23 protein-coding genes are annotated in these 22,124 nt (G+C 43.7%); 16 read left to right on the top strand and 7 right to left on the bottom strand.

The features are described from left to right. Position 1 precedes the first annotated feature (1 nt). The 6 genes from Q7674_RS07865 (at position 2) to dam (ending at position 6,856) form a co-directional block, all read left to right on the top strand. On the top strand, positions 2–517 hold the full coding sequence (locus Q7674_RS07865; RefSeq protein WP_008988123.1) for a pilus assembly protein PilP: 516 nt from the start codon (positions 2–4) through the stop codon (positions 515–517). A gap of 13 nt (positions 518–530) precedes the next feature. Continuing rightward, complete coding sequence (locus tag Q7674_RS07870) at positions 531–2,258, top strand: type IV pilus secretin PilQ (protein WP_237156102.1); 1,728 nt, start codon at positions 531–533, stop codon at positions 2,256–2,258. 387 nt (positions 2,259–2,645) lie between these two features. Continuing rightward, positions 2,646–3,164: a shikimate kinase AroK gene (gene aroK / locus Q7674_RS07875; RefSeq protein WP_305423483.1), complete on the top strand. Its 519-nt coding sequence runs from the start codon at positions 2,646–2,648 to the stop codon at positions 3,162–3,164. Between the two features lie 23 nt (positions 3,165–3,187). Next, on the top strand, positions 3,188–4,267 hold the full coding sequence (gene aroB, locus Q7674_RS07880; protein ID WP_045063282.1) for a 3-dehydroquinate synthase: 1,080 nt from the start codon (positions 3,188–3,190) through the stop codon (positions 4,265–4,267). A 13-nt stretch (positions 4,268–4,280) separates the two neighbouring features. Next, on the top strand, positions 4,281–5,897 hold the full coding sequence (locus Q7674_RS07885; protein WP_305423485.1) for an AAA family ATPase: 1,617 nt from the start codon (positions 4,281–4,283) through the stop codon (positions 5,895–5,897). 107 nt (positions 5,898–6,004) lie between these two features. After that, complete coding sequence (gene dam, locus Q7674_RS07890) at positions 6,005–6,856, top strand: adenine-specific DNA-methyltransferase (protein WP_045063279.1); 852 nt, start codon at positions 6,005–6,007, stop codon at positions 6,854–6,856. On the opposite strand, the gene Q7674_RS07895 is transcribed toward dam, so the two are convergent. After that, positions 6,857–7,066 (bottom strand): DUF2970 domain-containing protein, encoded by a 210-nt coding sequence (locus Q7674_RS07895; protein WP_305423487.1) that lies wholly within the window; start codon positions 7,064–7,066, stop codon positions 6,857–6,859. It abuts the gene before it with no gap. Positions 7,067–7,244: 178 nt separating this feature from the next. Here Q7674_RS07895 and rpe point away from each other — a divergent pair, with 178 nt between their 5' ends. The 8 genes from rpe to Q7674_RS07935 all read left to right on the top strand — a co-directional run bounded on the left by rpe (position 7,245) and on the right by Q7674_RS07935 (position 15,402). Next, a complete protein-coding gene (rpe, locus tag Q7674_RS07900; RefSeq protein WP_305423489.1) occupies positions 7,245–7,919 on the top strand; it encodes a ribulose-phosphate 3-epimerase in 675 nt (224 codons plus the stop codon). Then, positions 7,919–8,605 (top strand): phosphoglycolate phosphatase, encoded by a 687-nt coding sequence (locus Q7674_RS07905; protein ID WP_045063275.1) that lies wholly within the window; start codon positions 7,919–7,921, stop codon positions 8,603–8,605. The genes rpe and Q7674_RS07905 overlap by 1 nt, the downstream gene beginning before the upstream one ends. A gap of 91 nt (positions 8,606–8,696) precedes the next feature. Next, a complete protein-coding gene (gene trpS, locus Q7674_RS07910) occupies positions 8,697–9,719 on the top strand; it encodes a tryptophan--tRNA ligase (RefSeq protein ID WP_045063274.1) in 1,023 nt (340 codons plus the stop codon). A 113-nt stretch (positions 9,720–9,832) separates the two neighbouring features. Next, complete coding sequence (locus tag Q7674_RS07915) at positions 9,833–10,408, top strand: aminodeoxychorismate/anthranilate synthase component II (protein ID WP_023933770.1); 576 nt, start codon at positions 9,833–9,835, stop codon at positions 10,406–10,408. 329 nt (positions 10,409–10,737) lie between these two features. Then, positions 10,738–11,958, top strand: coding sequence for an aspartate aminotransferase family protein (locus Q7674_RS07920; protein WP_045063273.1), 1,221 nt, complete (start codon positions 10,738–10,740; stop codon positions 11,956–11,958). A gap of 115 nt (positions 11,959–12,073) precedes the next feature. Next, the gene (gene astA, locus Q7674_RS07925) at positions 12,074–13,090 is read left to right on the top strand and encodes an arginine N-succinyltransferase (protein ID WP_305423491.1); all 1,017 of its coding nucleotides are present in this window, start codon (positions 12,074–12,076) and stop codon (positions 13,088–13,090) included. A gap of 32 nt (positions 13,091–13,122) precedes the next feature. Beyond that, a complete protein-coding gene (gene astD, locus Q7674_RS07930) occupies positions 13,123–14,583 on the top strand; it encodes a succinylglutamate-semialdehyde dehydrogenase (protein WP_045063270.1) in 1,461 nt (486 codons plus the stop codon). 30 nt (positions 14,584–14,613) lie between these two features. After that, complete coding sequence (locus tag Q7674_RS07935; protein ID WP_045063268.1) at positions 14,614–15,402, top strand: DUF1338 domain-containing protein; 789 nt, start codon at positions 14,614–14,616, stop codon at positions 15,400–15,402. 54 nt (positions 15,403–15,456) lie between these two features. Here Q7674_RS07935 and Q7674_RS07940 read toward each other — a convergent pair whose 3' ends face one another. Next, a complete protein-coding gene (locus Q7674_RS07940; protein ID WP_008988108.1) occupies positions 15,457–15,639 on the bottom strand; it encodes a hypothetical protein in 183 nt (60 codons plus the stop codon). A 297-nt stretch (positions 15,640–15,936) separates the two neighbouring features. Between Q7674_RS07940 and Q7674_RS07945 the strand changes: the two genes are divergently transcribed. Next, entirely contained in the window at positions 15,937–16,758 is an 822-nt protein-coding gene (locus Q7674_RS07945; RefSeq protein WP_045063267.1) for a DUF3859 domain-containing protein, read from the top strand. Positions 16,759–16,817: 59 nt separating this feature from the next. On the opposite strand, the gene crp is transcribed toward Q7674_RS07945, so the two are convergent. Beyond that, on the bottom strand, positions 16,818–17,450 hold the full coding sequence (crp, locus tag Q7674_RS07950; protein WP_008988106.1) for a cAMP-activated global transcriptional regulator CRP: 633 nt from the start codon (positions 17,448–17,450) through the stop codon (positions 16,818–16,820). A 390-nt stretch (positions 17,451–17,840) separates the two neighbouring features. Between crp and Q7674_RS07955 the strand changes: the two genes are divergently transcribed. After that, positions 17,841–18,245, top strand: coding sequence for an OsmC family protein (locus Q7674_RS07955; RefSeq protein WP_045063265.1), 405 nt, complete (start codon positions 17,841–17,843; stop codon positions 18,243–18,245). Positions 18,246–18,349: 104 nt separating this feature from the next. On the opposite strand, the gene Q7674_RS07960 is transcribed toward Q7674_RS07955, so the two are convergent. From Q7674_RS07960 to Q7674_RS07975, 4 genes are all read right to left on the bottom strand, one after another. Next, positions 18,350–19,219 (bottom strand): phosphoribulokinase, encoded by an 870-nt coding sequence (locus tag Q7674_RS07960; RefSeq protein ID WP_008988104.1) that lies wholly within the window; start codon positions 19,217–19,219, stop codon positions 18,350–18,352. A 179-nt stretch (positions 19,220–19,398) separates the two neighbouring features. Next, complete coding sequence (locus Q7674_RS07965; protein ID WP_008988103.1) at positions 19,399–19,614, bottom strand: YheU family protein; 216 nt, start codon at positions 19,612–19,614, stop codon at positions 19,399–19,401. A gap of 66 nt (positions 19,615–19,680) precedes the next feature. Then, positions 19,681–20,700 carry a hydrolase gene (locus tag Q7674_RS07970; RefSeq protein ID WP_045063264.1) on the bottom strand — a complete coding sequence of 340 codons (1,020 nt, stop codon included), beginning with the start codon at positions 20,698–20,700 and terminating at the stop codon, positions 19,681–19,683. 14 nt (positions 20,701–20,714) lie between these two features. Then, the gene (locus Q7674_RS07975; protein ID WP_305423493.1) at positions 20,715–22,109 is read right to left on the bottom strand and encodes an aminotransferase-like domain-containing protein; all 1,395 of its coding nucleotides are present in this window, start codon (positions 22,107–22,109) and stop codon (positions 20,715–20,717) included. Positions 22,110–22,124 lie beyond the last annotated feature (15 nt).

The following is a 22,124-nucleotide window of genomic DNA, read 5'->3' on the forward strand; positions in this document are numbered from 1 at the left end:
AATGAAGAAAGTATTGTGGTTACTACCTATTGTTATTGGTCTGGTGGGCTGTAAAGCCAATGATGATTCTGTTGAGCAGTTTATTGCCACAACACACAGTGAAGCGAAAGCACGAGTAAAACCATTGCCTGAATCTTTTGTGTTTACCGCTGAAACGTTTGTAATGACCAGTAAACGCGTGCCATTTGTAAAGCCTATTCCAGAGCAATTGTTAGCAAAAGAAGACACGGGAACATGTTGGCAGCCGCAACTTGATCGCCCGTTAAGTAAGCTTGAAGAATTTGCTTTAGAAAAATTAGCGATGAAAGGGGCTATTGGTAATAACAAGCAACTTTGGGGACTGGTATTCACGCCTGAAGGAGACTTAATGAAGATTAAGCCAGGACAATACATTGGTCTTAATCGAGGTAAGGTGCTTACCGTTAGTGATAAAGAAATTGAAATCGAAGAAACGCTACCAGATGGAAAAGGTTGTTGGCTAAAACGACCGACAAAACTGGCGCTAGTTCAGCAGTAATCAAGGATAAGTTATGAAAGGGAATGTGTGGATGTTAAGCCGCCAGTATCTAGCAACACTTTGGTTGTTGTGTGTTGGTTTATTGGCTTTTCCTAGTGTGGCTGCTGTGCCTGCGGCAGGGATGATAGATAACCAAATTCAAGCCATTGATTTTCGTCGTGATGGTAAAGGGCGTGGTGTCCTAACAGTGCGTCTGGAAAAGCCACAATCGTTAGTGGATTTGCGTCGTAATGGCAATAAATTACAGCTGGATATTTTCGATACTGTGCTTAAAGATGACATGGTGTACACACTTGATGTGGTTGATTTTGCAACTGTTGTCGAAAGTATTGAAACCATGCGAGTGTCTAAAGGTGCTCGCCTCATGTTCAATATGAAAGGCAGCTACGATTATGATTACAATCTACGTGGTAAGCGCCTAGAAGTGATCATTGAAAAGCGTGCAGCGAAAAAGGCCGTATCAGGTAGTAAATCAAATGCCAAAATTAATTATAAAGGCAAGCCGATTTCAATTAACTTCCAAGATATCCCAGTACGTAACGTTCTACAGTTGATTGCTGACTACAACGATTTTAACTTGGTCGTGTCTGATTCAGTTAGCGGTAATGTGACGCTGCGTTTAGACGATGTGCCATGGCCACAAGTGCTAGATATTATTCTACAGTCAAAAGATTTAGATAAGCGTGTACGAGGCTCAGTGTTGCTGGTTGCTCCTAAATCTGAGCTAACAGCCAGTGAGCATCAGGTAATGGAAGCAAAGCGTAAGCAGCAAGAGCTTTCAAATCTGCGCTCAGAGCTTATCCAAGTGAACTACGCAAAAGCGACGGATATTGCAGCGCTGCTAAGTGGTAGTACAGATGGTGTTGGCATGCTGTCTGAACGTGGATCTCTGCATGTTGATGAGCGTACTAACTCGCTTATCATCAAAGATATCTCTGATAACATCTCAAGCATTAAAAACATTGTTGAGTCATTAGATATTCCGGTTAAACAGGTTCAAATTGAAGCGCGTATCGTGACTATCAATGAAGGCGATATTGATGAGTTAGGTGTGCGCTGGGGGGTATCGAAAGTTGATGGTGATACTACCATTGGTGGTTCAATTGAAGGTAACTTGGCAAGCTCAGGTCTGTTAGATGACGATGCAACGGTGGATGATTTCCTAAACGTCAACTTAGGTGCAAGTGCAGGTGCGGCATCCATTGCTTTCCAAGTGGCAAAGCTGGGTAATATCTTATTGGATTTAGAATTATCTGCCCTGCAAACCGAAAACAAAGCAGAAATTATCTCAAGCCCACGTTTGATGACGACTAACAAGAAAACCGCTTACATCGAGCAGGGTACAGAAATTCCTTACTTAGAAGCCTCATCCAGTGGTGCGACATCGGTATCATTTAAAAAGGCCGTGCTAAGTTTGATGGTGACACCACAAATCACTCCTGATGATAAGTTAGTGTTGGATCTTGAAGTGACACAAGATAACAAGGGTGAAGATGTCCCAACTGGTGAAGGTACGGCAGTTTCTATTGATACTCAACGTATTGGTACTCAGGTGCTAGTCAATAATGGCGAAACCGTTGTATTGGGTGGTATTTACCAGCACAGTATGACCAACGTCACCCGTAAGGTACCAGTATTGGGTGATATCCCTGTGCTTGGTGCACTGTTCCGCCATAAGATGGAGCAAATGGGTAAGCGTGAACTGCTTATTTTCGTGACACCAAAAATTGTTCTTCAGTAGTCTTTCGTACTGAGAAACAAACAATAAAAATTTGACTACACTGTTAAAGCGACGGATGGAAAATTATGAAAATAGTTCCATCCGTTGTTTTTATGGGGCTATATATTGGTTGTTTTGCCATAGTCTTGTTCAGTGATAAGAAGATCAACAAAGTGATTACGATTGACCTTAGACCATTGCTGAGCCATTATGGCGGCCTCTTTGGGTAGGACAGGCATAATAAAATAGCTATTGGGAGTGACTAGCACTTGCAATATAGCAGTTAGTCCTGAGATAATTTTCTGTCTTATCACGAATTATATGTGAGGAACTTGGCGCCTCGGGCTTATCAATGCATAGAGCCTGCGGGTGGTGTCGTTTTATTAACCGCGCGTAAAATTGCTAAAAATGGCTGAAAAACGAAATATTTTCTTAGTCGGCCCAATGGGTGCAAGCAAAAGCACTATTGGTAGACACCTTGCACAGCAGCTGCATATGGAATTCTTTGACTCAGATACAGTGATCGAAGAGCGTACAGGTGCTGATATTAGTTGGGTTTTTGATGTTGAAGGTGAAGACGGTTTCCGTGTTCGCGAAGAAGCAGTAATTGATGATCTAACTCAAGAGCAAGGTATTGTTCTGGCAACGGGTGGTGGTTCTGTTAAAAGTAAAGAGAACCGTAATCGCCTTTCTGCTCGTGGTATCGTAGTTTACCTAGAGACGACTATCGAGAAGCAACTTGCTCGAACTCAACGCGATAAAAAGCGTCCTCTACTTCAAACAGATACGCCTCGTGAAGTGCTGGAAGCACTTGCAGAAGAGCGCAATCCATTGTATGAAGAAGTAGCAGACTACGTAGTTCGCACAGATGATCAAAGTGCGAAAGTAGTGGCTAACCAAATCATCAAAATGCTGGAAGAGCGTTAATCAACTAAAGAGAGAAGCTGACCATGGAACGGATCAATGTCAATTTAGGTGACAGAAGCTACCCTATTTCAATCGGCGCCGAGTTGTTTTGCAACTCGGCGTTGTTTGCATCTGCAATTCCTGCTGGAAAGCGGGTCGTAGTGGTCAGTAACGAAACCGTTGCTCCGCTGTATGCACAGCAGGTAATGGATACCATCAGTTCATTAGAGTGCCAAGTGGCGCTACTTTCTCTCCCTGATGGTGAACAATACAAAACGTTAGATACCTTTAATCAAATCATGACATTTTTACTTGATGGTAATTATGGCCGTGATGTGGTGATCGTTGCATTAGGCGGTGGTGTTATTGGTGATGTTGTCGGCTTTGCTGCGGCAAGTTACCAACGTGGCGTAGATTTTATTCAAGTACCTACCACGTTACTTTCTCAAGTGGACTCATCTGTCGGTGGTAAAACCGCAGTGAATCACCGATTGGGTAAGAACATGATAGGTGCTTTCTATCAGCCAAAAGCGGTGGTTATTGATAATTATTGTTTACGTACGTTGCCTGAACGTGAGTTTGCAGCGGGCATGGCTGAAGTGATCAAGTACGGTATTATTGCTGATCACGACTTTTTCGTTTGGCTTGAAGAAAACATTGAACGCCTACAAGCGTTAGATAACGATGCTTTGTGTTATGCCATTGCGCGTTGTTGCCAAATTAAGGCCGATGTTGTTGCAGCTGATGAAAAAGAATCAGGTGTACGAGCTTTACTTAATCTAGGTCATACATTTGGTCATGCTATTGAAGCTGAGATGGGCTACGGCAACTGGCTGCACGGCGAAGCGGTGTCGGCAGGTACAGTTCTCGCAGCAAGAACAGCAGCAAAACAAGGCTTGATCAGTGATGATGATGTAGCACGTATTATTCGTCTGCATGAGCGAGCAAAGCTACCTGTAGTTGCACCTGAAACAATGGGCTTTGATGAATTTATCAAGCATATGATGCGTGATAAAAAAGTATTATCAGGCCAGCTACGATTAGTTCTACCTACATCCATTGGCAGTGCTGAAGTCGTGTCTAATGTGACGCATGAGGTATTGCAGGATGTGATTAATCGCTAAGTTGTGATTAATTATGGATAGCACGTTAGCAGCAAAAAACATGGATCTGGATAGCCAGATCCAGTTGCTTTCACGGGTACAGTTCATTACCCGATTTAGTTCACACCTTATTTTACTCTCCGGTACACAAGGCTCAGGCAAAACCTGGCTGGCACATCGTTATCTAGAACAATATGCCCAAGATGCTGAGCAAGCACTGCTCAGTTGCAGTGAAGGGCAAACACTGATCCAGCAGCGTTCAAATTTGCTTAAGCAATTTAATGCCAATCCGATGTTTAACGAGCAAGACTCGTTACGCCAAAGTGCAGAGCACTTACTTCCTGAACAAACAAACCTCGTTATCATCGTTGATGATGCGCAATTTCTTGCGCCTGAATTATTGGTAGAGCTTTGGGCATTAGTCAGAAGTACTGAAAAGCGATTTGGTTGGCAAATTAATATTTTATTGTTTGCAGAGCCGGAGACTATTGCCAAACCTCTGCATGATATCGCCCAAGTCTCAGGGATGGCTTTACTTGAACTTGAAATCAGTGAGCTAAGTGCAGAGGAAGTCAGTCAATTTAGTGAGATGTTACTAGGTGATGAGCAATTAGGTGCTTACGATCGCCGTGAGCTAAAAGAGCGTCTGTCATCATCTCAGCCACGTCCCGGTGCTTTACAACAACTGCCATCATCGGATAACAGTACGCTTTCACCGCATACATCACCACGCTTATCACCAATGAAGTTACTGGTTGGGCTGGTGGTACTCTTGTTCATAACCGTCGTCGGTTGGTTTGGCATTGATTACTATCAATCACAACCTGCGACGATGTTTTCACTGACCCCAGAGCCAACATCATCGACATCTCAGGCGATACAGAGTACTTCTTCGCAAAGTGATGAATCTGAGCCTGTGATTGATGATAAACCTTTGCCGATGCCTATTCATGGTGAAGGGCTTACGGTTGGGCGCCAAGAGCCAGAAGCTCAGCGAATGGTAGTACCGTCAAAGTTAGTTGATGCCATGATGGATGAGCAAAGTGTTGGTGGTACAGGTGAAAGTGCAGCAAAAGAGTTTTCTGCAGAGCCTGAGTCAGAAGTAAAAGCAGAGCTAACGCCAACACCAGTTAGATCTAATAATGCTACGCCATCTGAAAATACAGATGAGCCTGTCACGATTGAGGCTGAAAAAAATAAGCCAGTTGAAGCAAGTCCACAGCCTGATAAAAAAGTTGTAAAAACAGTGACGAAAACAGAGCCTGTTGTTACTGCCACCACACCAACGCCAGCTGTTGCGGTGAAAGCTTCTAAGCCTAAAGTTGCTTCTGTACAGCAGGTCCAAATTGAGCTGGTCAATACCACAACATTGCTAGCTAAGAATTCACGTCATTACGCAATTCAATTGTCTGCATCGATGAGCTGGAATGAAACCAAAGCTTTTGTGAAAAAGAATAAGGTGCAATCATCTACTGCCATATATAAAACTCGTCGTGATGGAAAAATATGGTTTATTGTTATTTCCGGTGATTATAAAACGGCGAAGCAGGCGCGTACTGCGATTCGTGCATTACCGAATGAATTAAAAGCTCTGCGTCCGTGGCCGAAACCGTATAAAAAAATCCAGCAAGAAATAGAACGTTTAAAATAAGTCCATGAGGGCAGTTATTTACGTGAATTGGTATCAGTAGAGGGTAGAAATGAGGTACAATCCGCGACCTTTCGTGACAATATTGCTAGTGGTGGTGGGTTAGCTTAATGAAAAAGCATCGTGCATTCCTAAAATGGGCTGGAGGTAAATACTCTCTCGTTGAGGATATTAAACGACATCTACCGCCTGCGCGTAAATTGGTTGAGCCTTTTGTTGGGGCAGGTTCAGTATTTCTAAATACTGACTATGACCATTACTTACTGGCTGATATTAACCCTGATCTGATCAATCTTTACAACATCCTCAAAAATGAGCCAGAGCGCTATATTGAAGATGCGCGTAAATTATTCACGCCTGAATATAATAGCAAAGAAGCGTATTTAAAGATTCGTGAAGATTTTAATGCCAGTGATGATCCGTACCTGCGCTCGTTATATTTCTTGTACATGAACCGTCATGGTTTTAATGGCTTATGTCGTTATAACAAGAAAGGCGGCTTTAATGTGCCGTTTGGCTCGTATAAGAAGCCGTATTTCCCAGAAGAGGAAATGCGTTATTTTTCTGAAAAAGCTAAGCGTGCCACGTTTGTGTGTGAAGGCTATACCACAACATTTTCACGTGCTCGTAAAGGCTGCGTAGTGTATTGCGATCCACCTTATGCGCCGTTGTCGAGCACTGCAAACTTTACCTCATATGCCGGTAATGGTTTTAGCTTAGACGATCAAGCAACCTTGGCAGATGTCGCAGAAAAAGCAGCACAAGAGCGTGATATCACGGTACTCATTTCTAATCACGATACTGCACTAACTCGTCGTTTATATACAGGTGCAGATCTGTCTGTGGTGAAAGTGAAACGTACGATTAGCCGCAATGGCAGTGGACGAAATAAAGTCGATGAGTTATTGGCTCTGTTTACGCCTTCACTTGCGACAGCGAAATTTTCTTCAGAAGAAGAGTGATCATTGGCTTGCCGTTGCCCACTGAGCGACGGCGATGATTGCGCCTACCATCATCACAATCATTACGATCCCGGTAATAATAAATGGACATGCTGTTGGCTGCTTGAAGTCTTGATAACGATTCTTGTCAGATTGAACGCCAAACAAAGCAGCAAGGACACTGCGTATCACAGAGAATAGCATCTGCTTTTCTTGCTCCTGTTTTTTCATCCATATTTCTCTTCAATAGCCATAACTTAAGTATAGTGGGCTGTCTCATCATTTTGACCAACTGAAGTAATAAATAAATCCATTGGGACAAGGTTTCATGGTTCGGGTAGAATTGTTGCAATTTATTGGGCTTGGTTAACCAAGTATCCGGTTTTTTGTATCGAATAGAGGCAAGAACATGAAGGATTTTTTGATTGCTCCATCTATCTTATCGGCTGACTTTGCACGTTTAGGTGAAGACGTTGAAAAGGTACTCGCAGCAGGCGCTGATGTGATCCACTTTGATGTGATGGATAATCACTATGTACCTAACCTCACCTTTGGTGCGCCGATCTGTAAGGCATTGCGTGATTACGGCATTACTGCACCGATTGATGTGCACTTAATGGTGAAGCCTGTCGATAGCATTATTCCGGATTTTGCGAAAGCGGGTGCTTCAATGATCACTTTCCATGTTGAAGCTTCTGAGCACATTGATCGTACCTTACAGTTAATCAAAGAACATGGCTGTAAAGCAGGGGTGGTATTTAACCCTGCAACACCACTGCATTACCTTGATTACATCATGGATAAAGTCGATATGATTTTATTAATGTCAGTAAACCCTGGCTTTGGTGGTAAATCTTTCATTCCATCTACATTAGATAAGCTACGTGAAGTGCGTAAGCGTATTGATGCATCAGGTCGTGATATTCGCCTTGAAATTGATGGCGGTGTGAAAGTCGATAATATTCGTGAAATTGCTGAAGCAGGTGCCGACATGTTTGTCGCAGGCTCTGCGATTTTCAATGAACCTGATTACAAAGTCGCGATTGATAAAATGCGCGCAGAATTAGCTGAGGCTAAGTGTTAATGGCTTTTGATAACATCCAGTTTATTGCATTTGATTTAGATGGCACCTTGCTAGATAGCGTGCCAGATTTAGCAGATGCGGCAGATAAAACCATGCGTCACCTTGGTCGTGAAGGGGTGACGGTCGAGCAAGTTACCACTTGGATTGGTAATGGTGCAGATATCTTAATTGGTCGCTCGCTTAGCCGTAGTATAGATATTGATCCTGATTTGGATCCTGAATTACATAAACAAGCTCGACAGTTATTTGATCACTATTACGAGCTAGGTGGTCATGTGAAAAGCGCGTTGTATGCGGATGTAAAAACTACATTGGCAGCGTTTCATCAAGCGGGAATGCCAATGGCGATTGTGACCAATAAGCCATCGCAATTTGTTCCTCATCTACTTGAAGAGCATGGCATCAGCGAGTATTTTGTCGATGTAATTGGTGGTGATACCTTCCCACTGAAAAAGCCTGATCCGTATGCGCTGCATTGGTTAATGGAAAAACATAACATTGCTGCAAATGAAATGCTGATGGTCGGTGATTCACGAAATGATATCTTGGCAGCAAAAGCGGCAACATGTCATTCCCTTGGGCTGACTTATGGTTATAACTATGGTCAACCTATCGCGGATAGCGAGCCGGATGTGGTCTGTGATCACTTCAAGCAATTAGCGGATGTGGTTAAACTAGGCGACTAGTACATTCCAGTGTACACTGGCAACAAGATAAAAAGCGGGAGCCTGACTCTCGCTTTTCTACGAAAAAAGAAATTAACAGGATTGTCTGATCATGAGTAAACCCATTGTATTAAGTGGCGTACAGCCTTCTGGTGAATTAAGTATTGGTAACTACCTAGGTGCGCTGCGTCAGTGGGAACAGATGCAGGACGATTACGATTGCCAATACTGTGTGGTTGATCTGCACGCGGTGACGGTTCGTCAAGATCCAAAAGCGCTGCATGAAGCAACATTAGATGCCTTAGCGATCTGTTTAGCTGTAGGTGTCGATCCACAAAAGAGCACCTTGTTCGTACAATCTCACGTACCAGAGCATGCGCAATTAGGCTGGCTACTTAACTGTTACACTCAAATGGGTGAGCTAAGCCGTATGACGCAGTTTAAAGATAAATCTGCACGTCATGCTAACGATGTTAACGTCGGTCTATTTGATTACCCAGTACTGATGGCAGCAGACATTCTATTGTACGGGGCACACCAAGTACCTGTAGGTAGCGATCAGAAGCAACACTTAGAGCTTGCGCGTGATATCGCAACACGCTTTAACAACATTTATGGCGGTGAAGATAGCCCAATCTTCCAAGTACCAGAACCTTACATCCCAACCGTGGGTGCGCGTGTAATGAGTCTTCAAGATGCGACGAAGAAAATGTCGAAATCTGATGATAACCGTAAGAACGTGATCACTCTGCTGGAAGAGCCTAAATCGATCATTAAGAAGATCAACAAGGCACAAACAGATGCTGAAACACCGCCTCGCATCGCATTTGATATTGAGAACAAGGCGGGTATTTCTAACCTAATGGGTCTGTACTCAGCAGCAACAGGTAAAACCTTCGCTAAAATCGAAGCGCAATACGCTGGCGTTGAAATGTACGGTCCATTTAAGAAAGACGTGGGTGAAGCTCTGGTTGCTATGCTTGAGCCAGTACAAGCTGAATACCACCGTATCCGTAGCGATCGTGCATACCTTGATAGCGTAATGAAGCAAGGTGCTGAAAAAGCTTCTGCACGTGCGGCTGAAGTATTGAAGAAAGCGTACCAAGCGGTAGGTTTTGTTGCTCGCCCTTACTAACGAGTAACGATAGATAGATTAAGCAGGGCATAGGCTCTGCTTTTTTTATGGTTTGCGTTTCTAGTGATGTATTGCACAATAGAACGCAGAATATCAAAGGTCTCTGTTATAGCATGCTGTTAATTATCGATAACTATGATTCATTTACCTATAACCTCTACCAATACTTTTGCGAGTTAGGTGCCGAGGTTAAAGTGGTACGTAACGATGAGATTGATCTCGCGGGCATAGAGGCATTAGCACCGACCCATTTAGTGATTTCACCGGGGCCATGTACTCCAAATGAAGCGGGTATTTCACTCCAAGCGATCGAATACTTTGCCGGAAAGCTACCCATTTTAGGGGTATGTTTAGGTCATCAATCACTAGCTCAAGCATTTGGTGGTGACGTGGTACGGGCAAGACAAGTGATGCATGGTAAAACGTCACCGATCAAACATAATGATACTAGTGTGTTTGCAGGGCTTAATAACCCATTAACAGTGACGCGCTACCACTCATTAGTGGTGAAGAGAGAGACCTTACCTGATTGCTTTGATATCACAGCGTGGACAGAGCGTGAGGGTGAGTTTGATGAAATCATGGGGATTGCCCATAAAACATTGCCTTTAGAAGGGGTGCAATTTCATCCTGAAAGCATTCTGACCGAGCAAGGTCATGCCTTATTGGCGAACTTTCTTAAACGCTAGTCACAGTAGATAATCGCGATTTTAGTTAAAATATCTATCTTAAAATCGCGATATCATCCACATCTCTACAATTTTTAGACACGTCCCCCTCTCTAATTGAAATTGCAAAGCTATTCACTAGCATATTTCTCTATTCTTTTTGTTTCCTGATAGGAAATACACCTTTTTGTCTCTGTGAGTTAATAAATTTGCCGAGATAGCGCATAACTATGTCAGTTTTATTAAAAATAGTAGTGTTGCCAGATAGCAAAAAAAATATTCTGCTATTGGCAAAGGTTAATAAAATGTAAATACTATGATTATAGCGTTATACACAGAAGGATAATGTGATGACTACAGAGCAGAGAGTAGAACGTAATTTATTTGATGAGGTGATGGTGCCTTGTTATTCACCAATGGCGGAGATCCCTGTACGTGGCAGTGGAGCACGAGTATGGGATCAACATGATCGCGAGTATGTCGATTTTGCTGGTGGAATTGCGGTGAGCTGCTTGGGTCATTGCCATCCAATCATGGTGAACGCATTAAAAGAGCAAGCCGACAAGTTATGGCATTTAAGTAATGTATTAACTAACGAGCCAGCATTGCGTTTAGCGAAAAAACTCACTGAGTTATGTTTTGCTGACAAAGTCTTTTTTGCCAACTCAGGTGCTGAAGCAAATGAAGCGGCTCTTAAGCTCGCGCGTCGTTATGCAGTTGATAAATTTGGTACTGAAAAAGATCAAATTATCGCTTTTCATCAAGGCTTCCATGGGCGTACTTTTTTCACCGTTACTGTTGGTGGACAAGAAGCCTATTCCGATGGTTTCGGTCCTAAACCTCAAGCAGTAACGCATATTCCTTACAACGACCTATCAGCTTTAGCTGAGATCATGTCGGAGAAAACCTGTGCGGTGATGATGGAGCCACTGCAAGGTGAAGGTGGTTTAGTTAGCCCAAGCGTTGAATTTGTTCAAGGTGTGCGTGAGCTGTGTGATAAACACCAAGCATTGCTGATTTTTGATGAAGTCCAAACAGGTAATGGTCGTACAGGTGATTTTTATGCTTACCAAGGTTTGGGAGTAACGCCTGATATCTTAACCACGGCTAAATCGCTTGGTGGGGGCTTTCCTATCGGTGCCATGCTGACAACGACCGAGCTTGCTGCGCATTTGAAAGTGGGTACTCATGGCTCGACGTATGGTGGTAATCCATTGGCATGTGCCGTTGCAGAAGCAGTGATTGACGAAGTGAGTAAGCCTGAAGTGCTAGCTGGGGTTAAACAACGCGAGCAGTGGTTCCGTGAAGGGCTAACTGCGATCAATGCCAAGTATCCAATTTTTGCCGAGATCCGTGGTAAGGGATTATTACTTGGCGCGTCTCTAACCGATGAGTGGCAAGGTCGCGCCCGTGACATTCTTGTCCAAGCCGGAAAAGAAGGATTAATGATGTTAGTGGCAGGCACCAACGTGGTGCGTTTTACCCCATCATTAGTGATTGAAAAAGCGGATATTGATGAAGGTATGGCGCGTTTGGAGCGTGCTATTGCAACGCTTTATAACGCAGAGTAAATCTGCCGTTTCTCTGCACTGGCAGCCTAGGATTGGCTGTCAGTTCTCTTATGGGATCTTATTGAAATCAATTTAGTTAGTGGCAACGCTACTGTCTGCATCAGGAGGGAAGTCGATGCTGGTTATTCGTCCTATTATGGCTAGTGATTATTCTGCGCTTATGCAGTGTGCTGAAGAGTCTTACCATGGTTTTACCTCACTCCCTGTTAACGAAGAAATGCTCCGTAATCGGATATCACACTCTGAAACAAGCTTTGCCAAAGAGGTTGTTAGCCCTGCTGATGAAGGCTATCTCATGGTGGCGGAAGATACCGAAACGGGTGAGATTGCAGGTACAACAGCCATAGAGGCTGCGATTGGTTTAGATGCGCCTTTCTATAATTATCATTTAAGTACTGTGGTACATGCTTCACGTCGTTTAGGGGTGCATAACACGGTGCAAATTCTAACGCTGGGTAATCACTACACGGGTGATACTGAGCTCTGCACTCTTTTCTTACGCCCACCTTGGCGTGAAGGGCTAAATGGTCGCTTGTTGTCAAAAGCTCGCTTTCTAATGATGGCTGAGCATCGTCACCGTTTCTCGGATGTAGTCTTTGCAGAAATGCGCGGCGTATCAGATGAAGAAGGTAATTCACCATTTTGGCACTGGCTGAAAGAGAACTTCTTCTCGATTGATTTCATTCACGCCGATTACTTAACGGGCATTGGGGCTAAAGGCTTTATTGCTGATCTGATGCCTAAGCTACCTATCTATGTCAATTTACTCAGTAAAGATGCGCAAGCGGTGATAGGACAAGTGCATGACAACACCCGTCCTGCGTTACGTTTATTGGAAAATGAAGGTTTCTCATGCCGAGGCTATGTTGATATTTTTGATGCAGGTCCGACAGTGGAATGTGATGTCCGTAATGTTGAAACCGTGCGTCATTCCAAACGTTATCAAGTCGAAGTAGGCGAGCATGAGAGTGAGCAACAATGCTTAGTGGCTAATACATCATTTCGTGATTTTAGAGCTGTGGCAGCACCGCTAGATATTGATGATAAAGCGCAGCATGTGGTGTTAAGCCAACAAGTGGCAGATGCATTAGCAGTAACAGACGGTGACTTTGTTCGTTTTATCGAGCAATAACAAATGTATTAATCGATGTGTAGGAGACGAGTATGAGCCAATGGATTGCAGGTCAATGGATAGCAGGTGCTGGTGAAGCCATGTCATCACTTAACCCGTTTACGGATGACGTCATTTGGCAAGGCGAAGCCGCAACGGGTGAGCAAGTTACCGATGCTGTTGATGCTGCACGTCACGCATTACTCCAATGGCGAAATGCGACCTTGGCAGAGCGCCAAGCCGTTGTTGAACAATTTGCAGAGCTCTTAAAAGCTAATAGTGAAACTATCGCCGTGACCATCGCGGAGGAAACAGGAAAGCCGCTATGGGAAACTCGCACTGAAGCGGCGGCAATGGTTGGCAAAGTGGCTATCTCATTACGGGCTTATCATGAGCGAACGGGGCAGCGAGAAAAAGATATTTCTGGCACAACAGCGGTAGTGCGTCACAGGCCGCTTGGGGTGATGGCGGTATTTGGTCCTTACAATTTCCCCGGTCATCTACCTAATGGTCATATTGTCCCTGCACTGCTGGCAGGTAATACGGTGGTGTTTAAACCGTCTGAATTAACGCCAAAGACGGCAGAAGTGGTGATGAAACTGTGGCAACAAGCAGGGCTGCCTGATGGGGTGATTAATCTAGTGCAAGGTGGACGTGCAACAGGCGAAGCCTTAGCATCTTCACCACAAATAGATGGCTTATTATTTACGGGTAGTGCTAATACTGGGCATCTATTGCATCGTCAATTTGCAGGTCAGCCAGGCAAAATGCTAGCCCTTGAAATGGGCGGTAATAACCCGATGGTAATCTCCAACGCTTATGGCGATCTTGATGCAACGGTCTACACTATTTTGCAATCAGCCTTTATTAGCGCAGGGCAACGTTGTACCTGTGCTCGACGTCTATACTTACCTTTGGGTAGCGAAGGGGATGCATTGCTGGCAGCGTTAGTTGAAGCAACAAAAGCGATTGTCGTCGGTGGACCATTTGCTGAGCCTGCGCCGTTTATGGGGCCGCAGATCTCCCGCCAAGCCGCCGATAATATTGTGCAAACGCAACAGCAATTAGCGTCGCTCGGTGGGGAAATATTGGTTGAAGCTAAGCGTGGTCAAGGGGCGGTGGTAACACCTGCGATTATCGATGTCACCAAGGTCGAAAAATTACCCGACGAAGAATACTTTGGTCCATTATTACAGGTGATCCGCTATCAAGATCTTGCGCAAGCTGTCACGTTGGCGAATAACACCCGCTATGGTTTATCTGCTGGATTAGTTTCTACCGATGATAATGAATGGCAATATTTTATCGATCATATTCGAGCAGGTATTGTTAATCGAAATCGTCAGTTAACCGGAGCCAGTGGTGATGCGCCGTTTGGTGGTCCGGGGGCGTCAGGTAATTTACGTCCAAGTGCTTACTATGCGGCGGATTACTGTGCCTACCCAATGGCATCAATGGAAGGTGAATCAACAGTGTTACCTGAGCAATTATCGCCAGGTATTCGTTTGAGATAGCTTCATCATTAATTGTAAGGATTGTCTAGCATGGAACAATTATTTGCCGAGTTATGGAAAGATTATACCCAGCGTTTATGTCCTTCTGCGTCGAGTGTTAGGCAGTTACTCACAGAAGATGAGCCACTAGTCAATGATCATATTGCGTTACGTACCTTTGGTTTACCTAAGTGTGGTATGGCAAGGTTAGCTGCGCCTTTTATTGCGGTGGGATATAAGCCAAAAGGGCGCTACCATTTTAAAGAGAAAAAGCTCTACGCTGAACATTTTGAGCATCCTGATCCGAATGCACCTAAGGTTTTCATTAGTGAGTTGCAATTAGGTTTGTGCTCAACAGAGCTGCAAACCGAAGTACGCAAACTGGTTAATCAAGTTGATGATGACTACTTTGCTGATCCTGCTTTTTTGTATCAAGGTAAACCATGGCAACTGAGCAGTGAGGTTTACCATCTTCTCAATGCAGAAAGTGAATATGCGGGTTGGGTGGCAGCTCACGGTTATGGTGCCAATCACTTCACCATTGATATTAATCAGCTAGAACAATTTGTTGAAATTGCCGAAGTGAATCATTTTCTCGAATGCAGTGGTTTTGCCATTAACCAAGCTGGAGGTGCGGTAAAAGGCAATCCTAAAGTGATGTTAGAACAATCAGCGACAATGGCAGATAAAGTGTCTGTTACCTTTAGTGATGGTGATATGCAGGTACCGGGTGGCTTCTATGAGTTTGCGAAACGCTACTTACAACCGGATGGGGAGATCTATACTGGTTTTGTTGAAGCTTCGGCAGATAAGATCTTTGAAAGTACCTATAACTCCTAATTACGTTGAATTATTAATAAAAAAGCAGCCATTAGGCTGCTTTTTTCGAATCTATTAATTGTCGAGGGGCGATCCCCAAATACCACTGTCTTCAACAGGGCAGCGACGTAAACCTGTTTGCTGTTCTAAGTAACAGCGACGGTCACTAAAGCCTGTCATCTCAATCGTTGTAGGTTGAGGAGCGATAGCGCCTGGTACTGTGGTGTAACTATTCGGGGCAAAACGTTCAATATCCATATTCCATTACCGCGAGAAAAAGAAAGTCCATTAATACGCAGAATGTAGCACTTAATTTAGACAATACAAATTAATTGTTCTCATAAAAGACACAAAGTTTGAATGGGATTGATGAAATATTTATCACAGCTCAATTTATGCTTTTTAGGGATTTTATTTCGCATCTAATTGCTAATTTGTGATCTTATCGGCACGTTAAAAATGTCACATTGCTTTATCATCTAATGTTTTATTTTAGTTAGAAAGTTATCAATAAGTATTTCTTTCTTCAATGCTTTTGGATTAGGTAGAAGTAATATGAATTTTAGCAAGATCACAATGGTAGGGCTGTTATTGTCATCATTGGCTGGATGTAGCTCTTTATCTTCAGTGGATAACAATGTACCTAAGGTGACGATTTCAGAAGGTGGTGTGATCAGCCAAAATGGGGCTGTTTATACGGTAAAGGCGAGTAATAAATTAGTGACTCCGAAACTTGGGCAATATATCGGGTTTCGCTATGCCGTAGAGATCCCAGATGGTGCCAGTGATGAGCTGAAAGGAAAAACGGCATTTCCTATTACAGCGCGTATGACGCATCCTAAATTGGTAAACCCAGCAACGAAGCAAGCAACGACGGTATCAACATGGTCCGATACCATGTACAAACACGATAAAAACTTGGCGCTTTGGCAATTTTCAGAACCTTATGAGCTAATCAGTGGTTCTTGGGTATTTGAATTGCTGTATAAAGATCAAGTTGTTGCTAAACGTGAGTTCACGGTCGCTAATAATGAGCAGTTAAATCAATCTTTAAAAAACACTTTTGAAACTGCGTTCATGCTCAATAGTACCCGTTCATGGTTAACTCAAAATGGTGATGCGCTGGTTTGTGATAAAGCGAAATCGAAGCGTTGCTTGCAGTTTAGTTCTACCGAGGAATGTAACCAAACCCTAAGTCGTTATAACAGCATGTGTCAGCAGATAGCGCTTAAACAAATGGGGCGTGGTGATGAAATTACCTCTGCGAAAGAAGAGATGAAAAAGTATGTTAGCTACTTTTTTTACTGCATGCATAGCGCCAGAATTAACGAAGCAAAGCTTGATAAAAAACAGGTTCATGCTTGTTTGAAAAGTTAAAAAGACATTAAAAAAGCCGCAACAGTGTGCGGCTTTTTTCATACGGTGACAGCGTTAAATTAACGTGTACCGTAAACAACGATAGTCTTACCGTGAGCAGAGATAAGGTTCTGCTCTTCAAGCATCTTCAGAATACGACCCACTGTCTCACGAGAACAGCCAACGATTTGACCGATTTCTTGACGAGTGATCTTGATCTGCATGCCGTCTGGGTGCGTCATTGCATCTGGCTGTTTAGCTAGGTTTAGCAATGTTTGCGCAATACGACCTGTAACGTCTAAGAATGCTAGATCACCTACTTTCTGGCTAGTCACTTGTAGGCGGCTTGCCATTTGAGCAGATAGACGCATTAGAATGTCAGGGTTAACTTGGATTAACTGACGGAATTTTTTAAACGAAATTTCTGCTACTTCACAAGGAGTCTTAGCGCGAACCCAAGCAGTACGCTCTTGATCTTCTTCGAACAAGCCAAGCTCACCAATAAAGTCACCTTGGTTTAGGTAAGAAAGGATCATTTCCTTACCTTCTTCATCCTTGATTAGTACAGCAACAGAACCCTTCACAATGTAGTACAAAGTTTCCGCTTTCTCACCTGCGTGGATCAGCGTACTTTTTGATGGGTACTTGTGAATATGACAATGGGAAAGAAACCACTCTAAAGTTGGATCTGTTTGCGGTTTACCTGGAACCATATTACTAACTTCCTCTGCATTTGTTGCCCAACAGCATTCATTTTCTCTTCGAGCACCGTGCTGGAAAAAAAACTGTCTGCTGACAGGGTATCCATTCAGCCGCTGGGCTGCAAGCTAACTTGAATAAGTTAGAGTGTATCCTTTTTCTACGCCTTTTTCTTGATATTGATCTAGTAGAATCGCTCATTTGATATGGATAACTGTGCACAGGATCACAACGTGGTGAGATAGTTACTATTAGTGGTATTTAACCATGAATAACAGGTCAGCTTTTGCAGGTAAAAATGTGCCTGTAGCACGAAGAGGACGGAATACGAAAATCGATTTACATTATTAGATTTATCAATAAGACTAGTCGTTATCTTCGGGCATCTAAATAAGGATTAAGCGATGCAATCCCGAGTCAAATGGGTAGAAGATATGACTTTCTTAGGTCAATCAAGCTCAGGTCATAGTGTGGTAATGGATGGCAACGGTGGCGATAAAGCCCCAAGTCCAATGGAGCTCGTATTGATAGCTGCTGGTGGCTGTAGTTCGGTGGATGTTGTCAGTGGATTGAAAGCACAAGCGCAAAATATTGTCGGTTGTGAAGTGCAAATTTCAGCACAGCGCCGAGAGCAAGCACCACGCTTATTTACACAAGCAAACCTGCATTTTGTGGTGTCTGGTTTTGATTTAGAGGAATCAGTGGTGGCGAATGTTGTTGCCGATTCACTAGAGAAATATTGCTCGGTATGTTTGATGCTGGGCAAAGGGGTAGAGCTTACGCATTCTTATGAAGTGATCAGTGCTTAAGCCGTTAGCGCTGTACTCGATTTGATGAAGGTTGGCACTGCGCCAACCTTTTTTGTTTTAACCGTTATACCCAAGTACTTTGAGATGACTTGGGTATATATGAACTAGCTAATTTTCCCTGTCTTGATTAGCTGCTCGATCAGTGGCCTCATGATCAGTTCCATCGCAAAACTCATTTTCCCACCAGGGACAACAAGGGTGTTATGACGTGACATAAATGAGCCTTGGATCATCGCAAGTAGGTAAGGGAAGTCGACATTTTTTAAACCGCGAAAGCGGATCACCACAAAGCTTTCATCTAGGCTCGGAATACCTTTTGCACTGACAGGGTTTGAGGTATCAACCGTAGGAACGCGTTGAAAGTTAATATGAGTGCGTGAGAACTGCGGGGTTAGGTAATTTAAGTAATCATCCATCGAGCGAACGATAGACTCCATTACCGCTTCACGCGAGTGACCACGATCGCGGGTATCACGGACGATCTTCTGGATCCACTCAAGGTTAACGATTGGTACCATGCCGATCAGTAAATCGACATGTTGAGCGACGTTAATATCCCCATCAACGACGCCACCATGTAAACCTTCATAGAAAAGCAAATCAGTATTTTCAGCCAGCTTTTGCCATGGCGTAAATGTACCGGGCATTTGGTTGTAGGGAACGGCTTCATCAAAGGTGTGAAGATAACGACGAAAACGGCCTGTACCATCTTCACCATATTGCTTGAAAAATTGCTCTAATTGGCCGAAGTCATTAGCTTCTGCACCAAAGTAACTGATATGGCGACCTTGCTCTTTGGCTTTACGAATTTCCGCATCCATTTCTGGGCGGGTAAAGCGGTGAAAGCTATCACCTTCTAGCCATGCAGCATTGATGTTCATCATATTGAACATTTTACGGAAAGCTTCAGAAGTGGTGGTGGTTCCTGCTCCTGATGAACCGGTTACTGCAATGATAGGATGTTTTGCAGACATGACTAACCTTGTCGTTGTTAATTATCGGAAGATAATGAGATGTCAGGGAATAAGGAGATCACCTGATTTACGATAATGTTACTACAAGTTAACAAGGATGTGGGGGTTGAAAAGTGAAACTGATAACAAAGGCAAGTTTTGAGTCGTAACTCTCGGAGCACGACTCAGGTTAGGAATAATTATTGCAACTGGTTGCGTAATTTTATGTCGACAGATTCATGCAATTCAGAAAAGACAATCACGGCTTCACCAGATTTTAATTGGTTGAGAACCACGTTCACTTTACTTTCTAAACTCATCTCTGTTTCACCGTAATCTGTTCCTTCACGAAGAACAAATTGCTCAATGAGATTAGTGAGTGTTTCAGGCGCAATATCTTGCCAAGGGATGATCATCCAGAGCCTCGTTTACAGTGTGACATCAGTGTTTAGTATATTATCAAAAATATTATTAGCAGATCATTAGCTTGCCACTTCATGAAGTATTATCGATTGTGGTTGCTTTACTTGTGATGTTTGTAGCTGCTTGGCAAACCACTGCGGCACTGTGTGTTCGAGCCAAAATTGCGGTTTAAAAAGAGTGCCTCCTACAAAGCCGACATGGCCCCCTTTTTCTAATAAGTCATACTCAATATTATTCGGTAATGTCTGCTTGGGGATAACAGCTTCTGTCATAAAGGGATCGTCTTTGGCATGGATGATCCTAAGTGGTGTGGTTATTTTCTCGAGCTGGTTGATCCCACTACAGCGTTGGTAGTAATCATCAGCATCAAGAAAACCGTGTAATGGTGCGGTGATAAGATTATCGAACTGCCATACGGTTTTGATCTCATCTAACGCTTGCTGTGATAAGGGCATGTTATCTGGGTGATGGTCGATACGCTTTGCCATCGTGCGTTTCATCGAGCTTAGCAAATACTGCTGATAAACTTTAGAAAAGCCTTGCTGAATACGCTCAGAGCAAGAAGCTAAGTCTAGTGGCGGAGAGATGGCTTGAGCCGCCACAAGCTCACTCTTATCGCCATAGTGAGCAAGATAGTTAACTAACACATTGCCGCCTAACGATACGCCTACAGCGACAAAAGGACGATAGGGAAATTGCTGACGTAACCAAGTAATGAAAAAGCGCGCATCTTCAATTTCACCTGAATGGTAGCCTCGTGGTTGCTTATTCAACTCTTCACTACAGCCACGAAAATGCATCATCACTGCCAACCAGCCTTGCTGTTTCGCTGCATGTAATAAACCATTGGCGTAAGGACTGTGGAAACTGCCTTCTAAACCATGAAATAAAATCATCAAAGGCTCGGTGCTGTTGCTTGGCTCGGGTTGAGCTGTCCATGCGAGATCTAGAAAGTCGTCATCAGGTGTTGTGATGCGTTGAGTGATCGGGGTAAATAAAGGCGCTCGACGGACAAACCGTGGTAATAGGGTTTGAATATGTGGGTTTTGAAGCCCAAATGCGGGAGTAAATGAAGACATAATCATCCTTTCTATTACAACGGGAATGGACTTGTCATCGGTGGCTGTCGCAGTAAATCAGCCAAGATTTCAAGTCCAAATATCAGTGTTTGTTGACTTGTTGGTGAGCTTATCGCAAGCCGTACTGCGGGCATAATCGTACCACCCGGTGGAGTAAAGTGCTCTGCAGATTTTACGATGACATTATGTTGCTCTGCTGCGGTAATGAAATCTGTCAGTCGCCAATAGTCAGGCAGTTTAAGCCAAACATGAAAGCTGTGTTTTTGGGTGGTAATAGCAAACTCACCAAGATAGCTCTGAACAATATTTTGCCTTTGCTCTATTTCATTACGTATGGTGTCGAGCACCTGATCGGCTTGCCCCTGAGTAATTAATTCACACGCAATTGCCGATAGCAGAGGACTTATCATCAAGCTGTGATTATACAATGCTGCACTTAAGTGGGGTTGCCACTGTTTTGGCGCTTGGATATAACCCAAACGTAGCCCCTGTGCTAAACATTTCGACAAGCCACCAATGTGAATCACTTGCTCAGGTGCAAGGTTTATCAATGGCGGTGGTGACGACAGTGGGAGTAATCCATTGATGTCATCTTCTGCAATTAACAAGTCATGCTGTTTGCAAACGCTAATAACGGCTTCACGGCGAGAGAGTGGCATTGTAATTGAGGTTGGATTTTGCTGGGTGGGCGTTAAGTAAATTAAACGTGGTTGGTACAACTGACAAGCAGAAGCAAGTGCTCTAGGGCAAACACCGCTTTCATCCATTTCAACACCTTTAACGGTGATCCCATGTTGTTTAGCTAGAGTTAGAAAGCCCGGATAACAGACATGCTCGACTAAAACCGTATCGCCTGCGCGACAGAAAGTACTGAGTAACAGCTCTGCGGCATGTTGAGCACCTGAGGTGAAATACATTAGCTCTGGTGAGACTGCAATACCTTGTTGATTAAGCCACTGGCTAGCGATCTGACGGTGCTTCTCAATACCTTCAGGGGGCTGATATAGCATCATCTCATTGAGCTCGGCAGGGTTGGCGCTGATATTTGCCATCGCTTGGCTAAGCATGTCACTGCGATCAAACCGAGGTGGAATGTTGTAGCCAAAGTTACACTCGTTCGGTGCAACCTCTTCAATTTGATAAACCCAACTATTGGATTGGCGGCTATCACAGACATAAGTTCCCGCACCAATTCTCGCTTCAACGAGGTGACGTCGCTCAGCTTCAGCATATGCTCGCGTTACTGTGCCAACCGTCACCTGCAATTGATCAGCGAGAGCACGATGAGTGGGTAATTTACTGCCAGTACTGATCTCACCTTGTTCAATTGCTGCGGCAATGTTGTCAGCGATTTGGCGATAAAGTGGGGTTTTGATATCACTTGAAAGCGTCATGTTTAAGATTGTCATGGTGACAATAAATCC

The sequence above is a fragment of the Photobacterium leiognathi genome, from assembly GCF_030685535.1.
GTDB classification, from domain to species: Bacteria; Pseudomonadota; Gammaproteobacteria; order Enterobacterales; family Vibrionaceae; genus Photobacterium; species Photobacterium leiognathi.

Bases quoted from the DNA above. Each gene is read 5' to 3' on its own strand.
- Q7674_RS07940 (WP_008988108.1), bottom strand. From the start codon at position 15,639: ATGGATATTGAACGTTTTGCCCCGAATAGTTACACCACAGTACCAGGC.
- Q7674_RS07945 (WP_045063267.1), top strand. From the start codon at position 15,937: ATGAATTTTAGCAAGATCACAATGGTAGGGCTGTTATTGTCATCATTG.
- Q7674_RS07965 (WP_008988103.1), bottom strand. From the start codon at position 19,614: ATGATCATCCCTTGGCAAGATATTGCGCCTGAAACACTCACTAATCTC.
- Q7674_RS07960 (WP_008988104.1), bottom strand. From the start codon at position 19,219: ATGTCTGCAAAACATCCTATCATTGCAGTAACCGGTTCATCAGGAGCA.
- dam (WP_045063279.1), top strand. From the start codon at position 6,005: ATGAAAAAGCATCGTGCATTCCTAAAATGGGCTGGAGGTAAATACTCT.
- Q7674_RS07975 (WP_305423493.1), bottom strand. From the start codon at position 22,109: ATGACAATCTTAAACATGACGCTTTCAAGTGATATCAAAACCCCACTT.
- Q7674_RS07885 (WP_305423485.1), top strand. From the start codon at position 4,281: ATGGATAGCACGTTAGCAGCAAAAAACATGGATCTGGATAGCCAGATC.
- astD (WP_045063270.1), top strand. From the start codon at position 13,123: ATGAGCCAATGGATTGCAGGTCAATGGATAGCAGGTGCTGGTGAAGCC.
- Q7674_RS07865 (WP_008988123.1), top strand. From the start codon at position 2: ATGAAGAAAGTATTGTGGTTACTACCTATTGTTATTGGTCTGGTGGGC.
- Q7674_RS07970 (WP_045063264.1), bottom strand. From the start codon at position 20,700: ATGTCTTCATTTACTCCCGCATTTGGGCTTCAAAACCCACATATTCAA.
- Q7674_RS07870 (WP_237156102.1), top strand. From the start codon at position 531: ATGAAAGGGAATGTGTGGATGTTAAGCCGCCAGTATCTAGCAACACTT.
- Q7674_RS07955 (WP_045063265.1), top strand. From the start codon at position 17,841: ATGCAATCCCGAGTCAAATGGGTAGAAGATATGACTTTCTTAGGTCAA.
- crp (WP_008988106.1), bottom strand. From the start codon at position 17,450: ATGGTTCCAGGTAAACCGCAAACAGATCCAACTTTAGAGTGGTTTCTT.
- aroB (WP_045063282.1), top strand. From the start codon at position 3,188: ATGGAACGGATCAATGTCAATTTAGGTGACAGAAGCTACCCTATTTCA.
- trpS (WP_045063274.1), top strand. From the start codon at position 8,697: ATGAGTAAACCCATTGTATTAAGTGGCGTACAGCCTTCTGGTGAATTA.
- Q7674_RS07920 (WP_045063273.1), top strand. From the start codon at position 10,738: ATGACTACAGAGCAGAGAGTAGAACGTAATTTATTTGATGAGGTGATG.
- Q7674_RS07895 (WP_305423487.1), bottom strand. From the start codon at position 7,066: ATGAAAAAACAGGAGCAAGAAAAGCAGATGCTATTCTCTGTGATACGC.
- rpe (WP_305423489.1), top strand. From the start codon at position 7,245: ATGAAGGATTTTTTGATTGCTCCATCTATCTTATCGGCTGACTTTGCA.
- aroK (WP_305423483.1), top strand. From the start codon at position 2,646: ATGGCTGAAAAACGAAATATTTTCTTAGTCGGCCCAATGGGTGCAAGC.
- Q7674_RS07915 (WP_023933770.1), top strand. From the start codon at position 9,833: ATGCTGTTAATTATCGATAACTATGATTCATTTACCTATAACCTCTAC.
- astA (WP_305423491.1), top strand. From the start codon at position 12,074: ATGCTGGTTATTCGTCCTATTATGGCTAGTGATTATTCTGCGCTTATG.
- Q7674_RS07905 (WP_045063275.1), top strand. From the start codon at position 7,919: ATGGCTTTTGATAACATCCAGTTTATTGCATTTGATTTAGATGGCACC.
- Q7674_RS07935 (WP_045063268.1), top strand. From the start codon at position 14,614: ATGGAACAATTATTTGCCGAGTTATGGAAAGATTATACCCAGCGTTTA.